Here is a 14,886-nt window from a genome sequence, read left to right as displayed (position 1 = left end):
CATCCACCGCTTTCATGCCGCGGACCATGTCGACTTTCCCATTTTTCTCAGTATAACTCCCATCGCCATGAGGGCTAGCGCAAGGAACGCCAACCGCTTTCCGTCCCAAAATCCGCCCGTTTTCGGCAATGAAGATTGAGAATCTGCACCGTTCATCGCAAGGCTCTTCATTACCTTAGATTGACCTGTTTTAGAAAGGCTTGATGCATCAGCAGTTCCGTTGAGTTCTCCTGTTCGGGAGCCTGAATCGGCGTCCACATTACCGGATAAGCCATTTCCCGCTGTTGATTCCTGTTCCGATTCTTCTACTGCGTCATCCGCACCGGAATTGTTCTCCATTGTTCCGTCTTCCTCACCGCTAAAACCGTCTCCGGAAGTTCCCCCACTTGCAGGTGGCGTCACCATTTCCTGATCGGTATTCGGCATAGCTCCTTCTTCATTCCCATCTAAAGAAGGATCCTCGGTACTTTCCGGAATAGCAGGGATATCGCTTTCCTCTTCATTAACAGGGGTATTTTCTTCCACCACGTCACTGTTTTCCTCACCTGTCGATGGAGGTGTTACACTCGGTGCTTCATCATTCGCAATCTCGAACTGCCGTTTTCTCGTCAACACATTCGCTGAAATGTCATCCGTTCCTGGCAATTCAAGATTCAAACTCACACCGCTGCTCGTTATCGAACCCCCGTCTTCTGCCAATTCCATTTTCTGGACGAGTACACCAACAGACGCATCTTCAAGCAAACCATCATTCAAATCCGTTTGAACCAAACCCGATGAATAAGATTCTCCATCCTCATCAGCCATCACATGCTTATCCAACACACCGACATGCGTTTCGCCAAGCAACGGCAAATCTTCTCCGTTCACTTCAACAAGGCCACCATCGAACGAATTGATCGTCCTGTCGCTCGAAGCTATGTCAACGGCCACATCATCTGTCAATGCAGTCTCCAATTCGACGGAAGCAAGAGCAGCTTTCGACTCCGTTTCCGATGCATCACGCTTCAACACCGACACACCAAGATCATCCAAAAGCCCATCGTCATCGTCGACGGAAACATCCACTACAGTCGACATCTCCTTTTCTTCCGCTTTCTCCGTCGCCAATACGTCGACAGACGCATCTTCAAGCAGACCATCAGTCAGATCCGTTTGAATCAAACCCGCTGAATAAGATTCTCCATCTTCATCAACAGTCACATGTTTACCCAACACACCGACATGCGTCTCACCAAGCAAAGGTAAATCTTCTCCGTTCACTTCGACTACACCCCATCATACGAATTCGATGTTTGTTCGTCGGACAAAACATCGACTGTCGCATCATCCGTCAAGGACGACTCCAATTCGACGGTCGCCACAGACGCTTTTGTATCGGTTTCCTTCAACACCGAAACATCCAAATCATCGACAACACCGCCACTTGTCTCAACTGTTGCCAAAGCCTCCGAATCGTCGTTTTCCGAGACTGATGGAATATTTACGTTAACATCACCGACAATCGGTACATCCAAAATTTCAACATCGAGCACCGAAGACTTGCCATCCTCTTTACTCAAAACATTTACATCCACGAATGAATCACCTTCAGCTGCTGATGTATTCGAAGGCGATAAACCAAGCGCAACCCAAAGACCAAACGATAAAACTCCAACATTTTTCAACTTATTTTTCATTTCGTTTCCTCTCCTTTTTTACTTTTATGCATGTAAAAAAGGAGTAGTTTGGGGTGGTTGACCGGGTGGTGCGTGAACCCATTGGATCCTCATTTGTTCATCGGAATGAACCCATTGCCTTCCCGACATATTGTGCGAAATCGTGGATCCATCCATAATTCCCGCCACAACATCGGCATTTCCTCCCAAAAATAATGGAGAAGCGACTGATGTTGTGCTAGTCGTTATCGCAATCGGAATCCCTTCCCACTGCGTTTTTGATTCAACTGGAATTATAGGTGTTTCCTGTTCGACTGGCTTTCTCTCCTTAACTTTTGCACTGCTAGCAAACTGCTTCACATGACTAGGAGCAATATGTTGAGGGATTTCATTTGAAATAAAAGTGATATTTTCATCTATTCCTTCCGGTTCAGTAGGTTCCGCAATTACTGGGGAATCAACTGTAGTTACCTCATCTTCAGCTGGCGTTTTTTCGTTCATTTCCAAAACCGGCTGTTCAATTACTTTGGCAGGCTGGACATTGCTAGGAGGTACAACTTCCTTTTCAGGAAGCACCGGCGTTTCATTCTCCACAACCACCTCAGTTAAATCAGCCGCCTCTTCAACTTCTATAATTTCAACAGTTTCGTTCACCGTCTTAGTCGTCTCATTAACTACCTTTCCTACTTCGTCAACTACAGGAGTGATAACAGGAACTTCAGGTGATTCTTCCACAATCCCTGTTACCGATGAGGTTACAGTGTGTACAGTCTCCGTCGTGTTTTCAACTACCGGGATGACATTGTCGACAGTCCCTTCTACAAAATCAACCGTATGATTTACAATCTCAGAAACTGGTTTTTCAGTAGAAGAATCCCCGAGCGTTTCAACCGTATCTTTTGTGAATGAAACAGTATCCTTCACCGTTTGATCCACACCCTCAACAGCGGATTCGATAACGGTTTCAACCGACTCAGTCGTCTTCTTCACCGATGAATCGACCTGATTCAACACGCCAGACAAAAGGCCTTTTCCCTCTCCACCACCATCCTTAGCATGCGCAACAGCAATCGGTGTAGTGTACACACAGAAAAAGAGGCTAACACAAAGGATCACCCATCTCACATAAATCACCTCCTTCCTTCCATCCAATAATTTCAAAATATTCTATCTCCTTCTCACGTACCCACCTACCAAACACATAAACATAAATTGCACCGGTGCCTTAGCCCTCTTCAACCACCGTGAAGGAGTCCCTCGTAATAGACTAACATGCTCTACAGTTCTAATTCGCATTGGATTAGAATGGATGAAATGAGGGAATAATTTATGGTAATAAAAGAAAATTGAGGAGAGTTTTCAGTGGTAAAGAAGCCGTGGTTCAAAAAAACAGTATTTGCAGCGCTGATCGGCTTAATCATTGTAGCCGTATTCCTTGTACTCAAACCTGGTTCCCCATCAGTTGAACATGTACAAGCAGAAAAAAATACCGATTTCACATCAGACGTAATACTAGTCGACGACTTTGCGTTTCAGCTTACCAATTCATCACATAGCAAGTCAGAGCAAACTTTTTATTTTACTGTCGAAAATATTGCGAACACCGAAGTATCGACTAATAGTATCTCATTCTCCATTAAGAATGAAGGCAACGTTTACTCAAGCTGGAGCGTCGATATTGCAGATAGTCGATTGAACCCAGGAATGAGCACAACCGCAACAGTCACCTTTAAAATGTTGGATACCTATCTGATGGAAGGCCAACCAGTAATGGAAATCCAAAGAGGCGTATTTTTCCCTGTCATCAAGCAGTTTGAGTTGGAAAAAGAGAGCTAAGATTATTCGTGCTTTCTTTTAAACAAACGATTCACCTAAACAGGTCTAAAGTTCCGTTTCGGTGATAACTTCCGTTATTCAATAGATAACCTAGTGGATTCAATAGATAACTTTTCACATTCGATAGATAATCCTAGGTATTCAATAGATAACATCGCATATTCAATAGATAACTCTACAAGCACAAAAGTCAGTCGTTTACGAGCACGACTGACTTTTACTATCTTGATTATTAAATTACTCCGCCAAGTACTCCGCTAGTAATTCTTTCACTTTCGCTGGATCAGCTACTAGTTCATTGCCTGTTTCGACTAATGGGCTTACTGTTGAATAAGCTTTCTTCTTATTCCCTTGGTAGAAGTTCAAGAACTCATCTTGGTTGATGGAATAGAGAACGGCTTTCCGTAAGTTTTCGCTTTTCGCAACGTCACGATCAGATCCGTTGAATAGCAAGTAGGTGACGGCGTTGCTGTCATTCTTTTGCAATACTAATTTATCATCGTTCTCTACCAATTCATATTTCGTTTCCGGTACGCCATTGAATAGATGGATTTCGCCGTTACGCAAAGCAGATAGCGCACTGTCTGCATCTTCAATGAAGCGTACAGTCACAGTAGCAATTTTCGGTTCGAATTCGCTGCCCGCGCGATATGCCGGGTTTTTCACGAAGTCGGCTTGGTAATCGTTTTTCTTCACAAGAATATATGGACCGCTCGCATACAGATGGTTGTCATAGCTAGCCCCTTCCGTCACGGTACGCTGATCGCCGTACGGAATATCTTTATTCACATCAAAAGCCGCCACGTCATACGTGTTAATGCTCTCTACTTGCTTCTTCGACACGATTCCTGCTGATTGGTGCGCCAAATAGTTCAGCACTTGCGGGAACGGCTCGTTTGTCGTCACTTTTACAACTTGATATTTCCCTGCACTGCTGTCAGCAGCTGTTTTATCCCCAACAAGTTCCTTAATATCTGCTTCGAGCCCTTCTCCAAGCGCATCAAGAACCGACCCTTCGTCGCCAGACAACTTCGCATCTTTCAGCTCTGCAAGATCTGTCACGATTTCGATATCCTTCATGCTTTCATGCAAGCTGTACGTCCGGTGATCCGGAACAGAATCCTTATCTTTCGCGCGGTTCAATGAAAATACGACATCATCCGCACCGACGCGCTCTCCTGTATCGAACGCTGTTCCATCTTCCACTTTCGCAAAATTAATATCATCACGGAGAATGAAGTAATAATCCGAGTTGCCTTCTCCAATCGCATAATTGTACGAAAGTGAGCCATCTGAAACGACTTGATCGTCATCCGTCAAATTGACGAGACGCACGTACATATTCGTATTCAACGTATTGATCGAGCCGTCATTCCCTTTGATCGGATCAAGCGACGTCAACGAACCAATCGCCTGCTGTGTAATCAACGCATCCGTATCACGCTTAGATCCATCATTGAAATCGATCGTCTCCCATGCGATCGCACGTGATTTCGCAAGGCGGACTGTATCCGGGTTCAACACATCTTTATTAACTCCTTGCGCTTTGAATGAAATATAAAGCGGCGCAATATACGCTTTCTCTCCTATAATCCGCTGTTCAAGCTGCTTATACGTCTCTTTGAATTCATCAGGTGTTTCAGTGCTCGCTTTGTCAATCAAATTATCCACTTTAGAATCGTTAATATTGCTATTATCACCGTCCGATTTGAATAAAGAACGAACCGCGTAATCCGGATTTCCTGTCACAGTCGTCCAGCTTGATAACGCGATATCATAATTCCCAGCATCCCGCTGTGCCTTAAAACTACCGTAATCGGGCTGGATATTCAATTTCACATCAAAGCCGTTTTTGATCAACTGGTCGCGGACAATGTTCATATCTTCCTCGCCAGCACTCGTTCCAAGCAATTCAATCGTCGTTTTGCCGGAGCCACCGCCTTTTGTCTCTCCGCCATCCTTTTCACCGGATACGTCCGACTTTGTTTTCACACAGCCCGCCAACACAATGACGAGGACAAGCAAAACAGCCAATAATCTTTTTCCCATGATTAATTCTCCTTTTCCTTCTATCTAAATTCATTACGCCAAAACGAAATCCGCAAATTAACTCAATCAAGCCGCGGGTCAAGCGCATCCCTCAGCCCATCCCCTAAAAAGTTGAATGACAGGACGAGCAAGATGATGGCGAGCCCCGGGAAAACCGCCAAATACGAATGGGATTCCAAATACGTGCTTCCGACCCGCAAAATATTTCCCCACTCCGGAATATGCGGCTCCACGCCAAGCCCTAAATAGCTCAAACTGCTCGTTGCAATGACTGCTCCGCCAATCGTTAACGTCGACTTAACAATCATCGGCGCCATCGAATTCGGCACGACTTGTTTGAAGATGATCGCCAAGTCCGAAGTGCCAAGTGCACGAGCCGAATCGACAAAATCATAATTCGACACCATCAACACATTCGCTCGCATCGTCCTGGCATACGTAGGAATTGACCCGACACTAAGCGCGATGATCAAATTCACCGTATTCGCACCGAACGCCGCGATAATCGCAATCGCGAGCAAAATTCCCGGAATAGCATAAAGCACATCAAGCATGCGCATGATCAAATTGTCCGTCCGGCTGCTGTAATAGCCGGCAATCCCGCCAAGGAATCCGCCGATGACCGCCGGAATGACGGTCGATGCGAAGCCGACAATCAATGAAATCCGTGCGCCGAACACAATTCGCGAAAACACATCGCGACCGAAGTTATCTGTTCCGAACGGATAGGCCAAACTTGGCGATTGTAATATATTACCGTAATCGTTCTCGACCGCAAGTGCATAATCGAACGTAAACCGGCTCACAACTGAAATCGTCAGCATGAGAATAATGAAAAACATGCCCAACGCTGCTGTCGAATTTCGCGTAATCTTCTCCCACATCACATTCCATTTCAAAACTCGCGAACGGTCGTTGCTCATTGATTTCAACAACAAGCTCCATCCTAATAACAAAGCGAAAAGATTACCCGTCAATGCCGTTAGAAGAATAATAACAGCCATTATTGCCATCGAACGCGGAGCTTCCACTTCTCCAACTGATTTCGCCACGACGACTAAAACAGCTATATCAAAAACCGCAATGCCTAGCAAAACGACCATCGCTGCAGGAAATGTGTCCGTCACATATGGTTTAAACATATTCATAGCCGAAATCGCGATAACGAATAGTTGCGTCAAAAACATATACACAGCAAATGTATATTCCGGCGTCTTCCGTTCATTAATTAAATTGAACGCGAAAGCCGCTGCGAACACATTCCCCGTTAATAAACTGAGCAACTGCACATACCCGATCCGCCGGGTCTTTTTTTGAATCGCGCCATGGTGCAGCAGATCTCTTTTCATTCTCCGCGTAATGTAAAACTGCAAAAGACTTGTAGCCAAATAGGCGATGAACAAGGCGAACACGTACGTATTCATGTCTCCGGTTTTGAACGAGAAACTGTTCGTCAAAAAGAGTAATGAAATGATCAACGTAATGATCCATGTGAAATTCGCTTGCGGGTATTCCTTTGATAAAATCAATGCATGTCGATTCTCTTCCATCTTTACACCTGCTTTATGATTGTTTCATCTTCGAACGGATACGCGGATCGAGGAAAGCATACAAAATATCGATCAACAAGTTCACGAGCGATATCGTAATCGCGATATAGACGACGCCCCCCATAATGGCGGGAATATCTGGAATAAATTGCTTATCTACGATATAACTGCCAATCCCTTTAATATTGAACACTTTCTCTGTTACCGCTGCTCCGCCAAGCATCCCGCCGAACATTAATCCAATGACGGTAATAACCGGAATCATTGCATTCCCGACTGCATGCTTCCAAAGCATTTGGCCTTTCGTCAGCCCTTTGGCCCGCGCCGTAATGATGTAATCCTCGTGAATGATTTCAAGTAAAGACGATCGCATCATTCTCGCAATTGATGCAGTGAGGCCTGTTCCCAGCACAATAACCGGCATGATCATCGACAAGACATTTCCCGGGCTATAAGTGGCAGGCAGCCAATTGAGCTTGATCGAGAAATTCAAGATGAAAATAAGCCCTTGCCAGAAATTGGGAATCGATAAACCGATCAATGCGATGAACATGAATGTCGTATCCAAAAACGAATTCGGCCGTGTCGCGGACAAAATACCGACCGGAATGGCGATGATAATTGCCATAACGACGGAGAACATCGCAATTGTAAACGTAATCGGGAATTTATTTGCAATGCTTGACGCAACATCCTCGCTTCCCGCAAACGAAGAACCGAGATCAAACGTCGCAATCCCTTTCAATGCATTCCATAACTGCTGCAAATAAGGGAGGTCCAATCCATGGATTTGATTGAATGCGGCAATCTGCTCCTTCGTCGCCGATTCACCAAGAATGTTGGAGGCCGGATCGAAAGGTGAGATATAAAGAATGGAAAAGACGAGTATCCCTACCCCGATAATGACAAATATACTTTGGACGAGACGCTCCAAAATAAATTTCAAAAACGGATTGCTCATCAAAAACAGCCAAACATACATAATGACACCTGGTACTAGTGAAGCGATGAGGAACATCGGCCGTTCAAGGAGAGACACGAAGTACGTAGAATACGTCTCTTTTCTTACACCAATTTTCGCAAGCCTTTCATCGGTCACGCGCATAACTTCATCCTTCAACCGTTCGTCCGCCAGCTTTTCCGCCTCTCTATGAATCTCTTCGCGGCTTCTTTTCTCTTCGAAAAACGCCGCTTTCCGCAGCAATTGGTTCTCATACTCTTTTGCATATTCGTTGCGTATTTCGTCCGATAGCTTCCGCTCGATATCTGCCTTCGTCGCTTCATATGTATCGTCTTTTCTCTTCAATAAATAAAAGAGATAAACAAGTAAATGAAGAGGCAACCCTGTCAAATAGAGCAAAAACCGATATAACGCCCTTCCATGCGCCTCTAGGAACGTTCTCTTGAGCAAGGCAGATACGCCAAGTTTCATCCATAGTCCCCTCCTTAACTATATTGTATAATTCCTATCGGTATACTATACTATATTCAAACGTAAAGTTGTTGTCAATTTAGGATTTTTCAATTTTGATGACCGATAGGGGGATTTTGTATGTCGGATACAGTGTTGCGCGTGACTGATCTTCATGTTTCATTCGCCGGTAGGGAAGAAGATTTCAATGCAGTCCGTGGGGTAAACTTTGAAGTAAAGAGAGGGGAAACGTTAGGCATCGTCGGGGAGTCCGGCAGCGGAAAAAGCGTCACTGCGCGCTCCATCATGCGCCTGCTTCCATCCCCTCCATCCTATATGAAGCAAGGCATCATCGAATTCCAAGGAGAGGACCTCTCTTTAAAGACAGAAAAGGAAATGGAAAGCATCCGAGGGAAAGAAATCGGAATGATCTTCCAAGATCCGATGACTTCATTAAATCCAACTATTAGGATAGGAAAACAAATCGCGGAAAGCCTAGTGAAACATAGAGGATTATCAAAAGGTGAAGCGAAGAAGGAAGCAATTGGGCTACTGAAGCTTGTCGGAATCAAAAACAGTGAAAAGCGTTTTACTCAGTATCCCCACGAATTTTCGGGAGGCATGCGTCAGCGGGTAATGATTGCCATCGCACTTGCATGCAGGCCGTCCCTCTTAATTGCCGATGAGCCGACAACAGCGCTTGACGTAACGATTCAAGCACAAATTTTAGATTTGATGAAGAGCATGCAGCAGCGTTTCGGCACGTCGATTATTTTGATTACGCATGATTTCGGTGTCGTTGCGGGGATGTGTGACCGAGTTGCGATCATGAAAGACGGAGAAATTGTCGAAAGCGGGACGACGATCAACATTTTCGAAAACCCGCAGCACCCGTATACGAAAAAACTATTGAACGCATTGCCACGTCTTGATGAAAAAAAGAAGCCAAAACGGCCTCCGCATATTAAAAAAGGTGTGGATACTTCGATTCCACTCGTTCAAGTCGATTCGCTTCGACAGCATTTCGACAGCGGAAAAGGCGAGATGTTGAAAGCGGTCGATGATATTAGCTTCTACATCCGCCCCGGAGAAACATTAGGGCTCGTAGGGGAATCCGGATCCGGTAAATCAACGACAGGCCGCGCTATTTTACGGCTCAATGAACCGACAGCAGGCGATATTCTTTACCAAGGAATCGCCGTCAACCGGTTATCGAAAGATGAAATGAAAACGATGCGCAGCCATATGCAAATGATTTTCCAAGATCCGTATTCGTCTTTGAATCCTCGCTTCAAAGTACTTGATATTATTGGGCAGGCGCTCGACATCCATAAACTGAGCAAAACGAAGGCGGAACGGAAAAAGAGAGTGGAAGAGCTGCTCGAAATGGTCGGCCTTAAACCGGAGCACGCCATGCGATATCCTCACGAATTTTCAGGGGGACAGCGCCAACGAATCGGAATCGCCCGTGCCCTGGCAGTCGAACCCGACTTCATCGTCTGCGACGAACCATTATCCGCACTCGATGTTTCGATCCAAACCCAAATCGTTGAACTGCTTGAGGACCTTCAACATCGACTCGGTCTCACCTATCTATTCATCGCCCACGATTTGTCAATGGTGAAGCATATAAGCGACCGGGTCGCCGTTATGTACGCCGGTAAAATCGTCGAATTAGCAGAAAGCGAGGAACTGTACAGCAACCCATTGCACCCATACACAAAATCCTTGCTCTCCGCCATTCCAATTCCAGATCCAAAAGTCGAAGCAAACAAAAAGCGCCACATCCCTGAAGTAAGCACGACAACCGACCGCTACAACCTAGAAAACACTAAACTAATAGAAGTAACACAAGGCCACTGGGTCGCTATGTAGAGGGATCTTTTACCCTGCGCCTGCGCATGGTGTAATTATGTTAATTCAATATCAAGCTTGAATTCACATCAAAACGTCAGCCATTTACTTTAATGGCTGACGTTTTGCTTCTTTATTATACAATCGTAGTTAATAAGCTGAATTGTGTGTCGCAAAAGCAACAGTTCAGATATTGGTAAACTTACATATTTTTTATACATTTTTAAAGATGACATTATTATGAACTTAGTAGATAAACAATCTCCTTTACAGTAAAATAGGTAAAAAGGAGGTATTTTATATGAAAAATGGCAGAACTATTATCGTACCCGAAAACCCGTTTTCACGTTTTTTATTTAGCGACACACGCTCAGGACTTATTTGGTTGGTCATTCGTCTGTATGTTGGATTTTCATGGTTGAAAGCAGGTTGGGGAAAAGTAAGAAGTGAGGCATGGACAGGCGAACAAGCAGGTACAGCTGTTCAAGGTTTTATTAACGGAGCATTGGCTAAATCGCAAGAAGGCGGAGATGTTACAGGATGGTATGCTTCATTTTTAGAAAACACCGTACTGCCAAATGCAAAGCTATTTGGCTTCATCGTTGCGTACGGTGAACTCTTAGTCGGGCTAGGACTTATCTTTGGATTACTAACCGGAATTGCCGCCTTCTTCGGGGCATTGATGAATGTCAGCTTCTTATTTGCCGGAACTCTTAGTATAAATCCGTTGCTCTTTATTTTAGCAACCTGGCTCGTGCTAGCATGGAAAGTAGCCGGATGGTACGGTCTCGATCGTTGGGCGTTGCCGAAATTAGGAACACCTTGGACTCGAAAAAAATCCGTATAACCTATTTTGTTATTACAGCTGAAAAAGGAAGAGGAAGTCACTGGCATATTGTCGCCAATGACTTCCTCTTCTTTTGTATACAATTGTAATGCATAATTTGAATTGCGTGCTACACAGGCAAAGTCTAAAAGAGTGGCACCACTTATGAAGCGTTAACTTCCGCACCGACTTTTGCTGTCTTCCTTTTTGATAAAACGACAGTTGCGGCAAGGAGAAGAGCGACGACTAACGCAAGTGTATACACACTTCCCGTCAATCCTGCCACAACAAAGCCGACGAGAGCGACTGATGCGTTCAACGCTGCATAAGGGAATTGCGTTTTGACGTGATCGAGATGATCTGCACCCGCTCCTGTGGATGAAAGGATTGTCGTATCCGAAATCGGCGAACAATGGTCTCCGAAAATGCCACCGGACAATACCGCTCCGATGCATACGAGCATATGGGCATCAAGTGAAACAGCCATTGGAATTGCAATCGGCAGCATGATGGCAAATGTTCCCCAAGATGTACCGGATGCGAGGGCCATGACCGCACCGACGACAAATAGTATGGCAGGAATGATGAATGCCGGTACGTTTCCTTTGGTCACTTCTACAATGAAAGCCGCTGTTCCCATTTCCCCGATCACTTTTCCAAGCGACCATGCGAGGACGAGCGTCACAGCCACGTACACCATCTTTTGCATACCAGATGTATAAATATCGAAAATCTCATTGAATTTCTTTACTTTATAAACAATCATCAGAATGACAATCGTAATGGCCGCAAATAAATACGCCGTGCTAAGCGCTACACGAAAATCCCCGCCTGGAACTGGCGTGACAGGAAACCCTTTTGAGATGAGCAAACCGAACAACGTAACGAATAAAACAAGAAGCGGAAGCCAAATGAGAATCGTGCGGCTACCCTTCGTATATTCTTTCATTTCCTCCGCCTTGCGCAATGGCTTCGACTCAGGCCAATAAAGTTGACCCGTTTGACGAACACGATTTTCAGCTTTTGCCATCGGACCGAAATCAAGTTTTGTAAAAGCAATCAATGGTACAAGCAATACCGTCAAAATAGCGTAAAACTGAAATGGAATGACTTGAATTAGAGTACTAAATTCAGAATCGGCAATCCCTAGCTTATCGAACTCCGCACGGATCAGTCCCATAATATAAACGCCCCACCCGATGAACGGGACAAGAACAGCTACTGGTGAAGCAGTCGAATCAATAATCCAAGCAAGCTTCTCCCTAGATATTTTCAATTTATCAAAAATCTTTTCAAAAACGGGACCAACGATAAGTGGCGTCCCAAGGTCAGAGAAGAAAATGACGATGCCCCCGAACCAAGCTGACACCTGGGCACTTGCCCTGGATTTTATGTATTTGACCGAAGCAGCTGCAAGCGCTGCCCCACCACCTGACTTTTCCATAAGCGCGACAAATCCGCCGATGAAAAATAATAGAACAAGCACTGCCGCATTATAACTATCCGTCAGCTGTGGAAATAAATAGTCCCCAATCACACCTGTTGTAGCGGTTAGAGGATTACCGCCGACAAGCAGAATAACACCAACGAAAACACCAGAAAACAAAGATATAATAACGTTCTTCGTAACAATCGCTAAAATAACCGCAATGAGCGGGGGAATCAACGACAAGAGACCCATATGTTCCATAAACTTCATTCCTTTCAATATAGATTCATATTATTGCATAATAATACATAAATAATTGTTAATATGCAACAACAATTTTTATCGGTGCCTTTGCAAGACCCAATTATGACTATTCATAAAAACGTATATAAATAATGTTGATAACAAATCAAACATTGCATTGACCGTTTTATCGTTTTCCATTTATACAATTGTCGTATATTATCTGAATAGATCGGCGCACTGGTACCCCTTCCAACCACTGCACCTGTTCTATCTTAACGTATCAAGAATATATTCTAGTAAGAAGAAATACGGCTAAAGGATGATGATTTGAAGAATAGGTCTAGGAAGATAGCAATTGTTCCAGTATAGCGTCGTAAATTCATTAGAGGAGCTAGAGACATATAGGGACAGCTGGGCCGCCTTGCTGGAAAAGGAGAGGAACACCAATCCATTCATTGAGCCTGAATGGTTCTTTTCTTGGTTGTCGTTCTTCGCTGAACCCGGTTCTTTCGAAATTTTTGTTGTAAAACATAATCAAGAGGTCGTTGCTTTCTTTCCATTTGTCCATTCTGTCCGTTTTGGCATACACCAATTTCAATTCACCCACAGTCATTATATGCAAGTAATCTCATGTGCCGAGTGGAGAGAAAAGGCAATCCAATATTTGTTTGATGAAGTCACAGCGCGTTTCCAACGAGTCATCTTTCAACTGACAGACCTTATTGAGAGTGAGGAATCGTCCCGACTAATTGAGGCGTATGCCGTCCGCCATCAGCTCCCCTATTCCGTTTTTCGGATAGTAGAGCCCAAAATCGATTTAGCATCCTTTGGACTCCCAGAATACAATAGAAAGTTGCGAAAAAAGGTGGCCAATATTAATCGGCGAGAGCGGAAACTACAGGCTCTTGGCAAGCTAACTTACGAAGAAGTGCAAGCAGAAAATTTGAATGAAGTATTCGAGCTCTATGATAAAAGGTGGAAGAAGAGATATGAAAGCAGCGGGTTTACGGACACAGTGAATCGGGCATTTTTCGAAAACCTGTTCAATCAAAAAAGCAAAGCCTTCCATGTGGAAATCAATAGGCTTTCACTGGAAAACACCCTTATCGGATTCTCTATTTACCTATGCTGCAGGGACAGAAAAATTTGTTTCCGGATCGGGAATGACCCCGATTTCCATCTTTTTGGTCCTGGCAGCCTACTCATCTACAAAGACTTACACAAATCAAAACATGAAAATTTCAAGAAACTCGATTATTGCAATGGCTATGAGCCTTACAAAGTTGAATGGTCTACCCACTTAGATTTCACACGGCATTATTTATTGAGCACAAAAGGAAGAAGAGAAAAAGCGCTGAGGCGTATTCTCGCCTTGTTTTATACATTCAAATATAAACTTAGCTCAAGCCATCGTTATGTCGTGTTCAAACGAGATACGTTAGGCAACATTAAGTATTTGCTAACGAAATTAAAGGTAAAAGAGGCTATGGAGGCACTGACAAATGCATTCCGAAACTGGTTTGACATACGTGCTCTCGATGTATATCAGCTGGAACACAACAACATACAAGGATCTTCCCGCTTCAACGAAATACTTATAAAAGAAGTATTAGGAACGGGCGATCAATCATTGCGTGTGCCTGATTACTTCAAAGGATTTCGGCTATATACTGACGAAGGAAAAGAAATCATTTATAAACGGCATGACCGCTTCATCCGGAACGATTCGGTCCATTTACTGGATGAACTCCCGCTTAACTCAACATATATCACAGATTATGAGCTAAAGAACCTACCTCAAATACTACAAGACGAAAGCCTGCAAAACCTCTCCATCTGGACAATTGCAAACGCATTTGCATTACGCTCCAAACGAAAACTGACCAATATAGGCTTCACCCATGTCGAACAAGTGCGCACCTATCGTATCTTCGGACAACTTAAGAAAGTGCGACTGATGAAATGAGCACATTCCTGCCTAATTCACTTCCATAGGCCCCCCTCTATTCAATCGGTGCCTGTGAAAG

At 44.3% G+C, this 14,886-nt stretch carries 11 protein-coding genes; 4 read left to right on the top strand and 7 right to left on the bottom strand.

Translation table 11 applies throughout. The features are described from left to right. Window positions 1-12 precede the first annotated feature (12 nt). From AC0L13_RS03665 to AC0L13_RS03655, 3 genes are read right to left on the bottom strand one after another with little or no spacing between them, the layout of a single operon-like run. Window positions 13-1,263: a hypothetical protein gene (locus tag AC0L13_RS03665; RefSeq protein WP_473644081.1), complete on the bottom strand. Its 1,251-nt coding sequence runs from the start codon at window positions 1,261-1,263 to the stop codon at window positions 13-15. Window positions 1,264-1,268: 5 nt separating this feature from the next. After that, window positions 1,269-1,679 (bottom strand): hypothetical protein, encoded by a 411-nt coding sequence (locus AC0L13_RS03660; RefSeq protein WP_473644079.1) that lies wholly within the window; start codon window positions 1,677-1,679, stop codon window positions 1,269-1,271. Between the two features lie 24 nt (window positions 1,680-1,703). Further along, entirely contained in the window at window positions 1,704-2,783 is a 1,080-nt protein-coding gene (locus AC0L13_RS03655) for a hypothetical protein (protein ID WP_473644077.1), read from the bottom strand. Window positions 2,784-3,020: 237 nt separating this feature from the next. Here AC0L13_RS03655 and AC0L13_RS03650 point away from each other — a divergent pair, with 237 nt between their 5' ends. Beyond that, a complete protein-coding gene (locus AC0L13_RS03650) occupies window positions 3,021-3,494 on the top strand; it encodes a DUF4352 domain-containing protein (RefSeq protein WP_473644074.1) in 474 nt (157 codons plus the stop codon). A 237-nt stretch (window positions 3,495-3,731) separates the two neighbouring features. On the opposite strand, the gene AC0L13_RS03645 is transcribed toward AC0L13_RS03650, so the two are convergent. The 3 genes from AC0L13_RS03645 to AC0L13_RS03635 form a co-directional block, all read right to left on the bottom strand. After that, window positions 3,732-5,543 carry an ABC transporter substrate-binding protein gene (locus tag AC0L13_RS03645; protein ID WP_473644072.1) on the bottom strand — a complete coding sequence of 604 codons (1,812 nt, stop codon included), beginning with the start codon at window positions 5,541-5,543 and terminating at the stop codon, window positions 3,732-3,734. 62 nt (window positions 5,544-5,605) lie between these two features. Next, a complete protein-coding gene (locus tag AC0L13_RS03640) occupies window positions 5,606-7,093 on the bottom strand; it encodes an ABC transporter permease (RefSeq protein WP_473644070.1) in 1,488 nt (495 codons plus the stop codon). Between the two features lie 13 nt (window positions 7,094-7,106). Next, window positions 7,107-8,525 carry an ABC transporter permease subunit gene (locus AC0L13_RS03635; protein WP_473644068.1) on the bottom strand — a complete coding sequence of 473 codons (1,419 nt, stop codon included), beginning with the start codon at window positions 8,523-8,525 and terminating at the stop codon, window positions 7,107-7,109. Window positions 8,526-8,645: 120 nt separating this feature from the next. Between AC0L13_RS03635 and AC0L13_RS03630 the strand changes: the two genes are divergently transcribed. Together AC0L13_RS03630 and AC0L13_RS03625 are read left to right on the top strand one after the other, a co-directional pair. Then, window positions 8,646-10,379 carry an ABC transporter ATP-binding protein gene (locus tag AC0L13_RS03630; RefSeq protein WP_473644066.1) on the top strand — a complete coding sequence of 578 codons (1,734 nt, stop codon included), beginning with the start codon at window positions 8,646-8,648 and terminating at the stop codon, window positions 10,377-10,379. Between the two features lie 280 nt (window positions 10,380-10,659). Continuing rightward, the gene (locus AC0L13_RS03625; protein WP_473644064.1) at window positions 10,660-11,205 is read left to right on the top strand and encodes a DoxX family protein; all 546 of its coding nucleotides are present in this window, start codon (window positions 10,660-10,662) and stop codon (window positions 11,203-11,205) included. A gap of 142 nt (window positions 11,206-11,347) precedes the next feature. Here AC0L13_RS03625 and AC0L13_RS03620 read toward each other — a convergent pair whose 3' ends face one another. Next, on the bottom strand, window positions 11,348-12,874 hold the full coding sequence (locus tag AC0L13_RS03620; protein ID WP_473644062.1) for a Na+/H+ antiporter NhaC family protein: 1,527 nt from the start codon (window positions 12,872-12,874) through the stop codon (window positions 11,348-11,350). A gap of 340 nt (window positions 12,875-13,214) precedes the next feature. Between AC0L13_RS03620 and AC0L13_RS03615 the strand changes: the two genes are divergently transcribed. Beyond that, on the top strand, window positions 13,215-14,825 hold the full coding sequence (locus AC0L13_RS03615; RefSeq protein ID WP_473644060.1) for a GNAT family N-acetyltransferase: 1,611 nt from the start codon (window positions 13,215-13,217) through the stop codon (window positions 14,823-14,825). Window positions 14,826-14,886 lie beyond the last annotated feature (61 nt).

The sequence above is a fragment of the Sporosarcina sp. QA0331 genome, assembly GCF_055808055.1.
The sequence above is the reverse complement of the archived record's forward strand: the minus strand, read 5'-3'. Positions and strand labels throughout refer to the sequence as shown.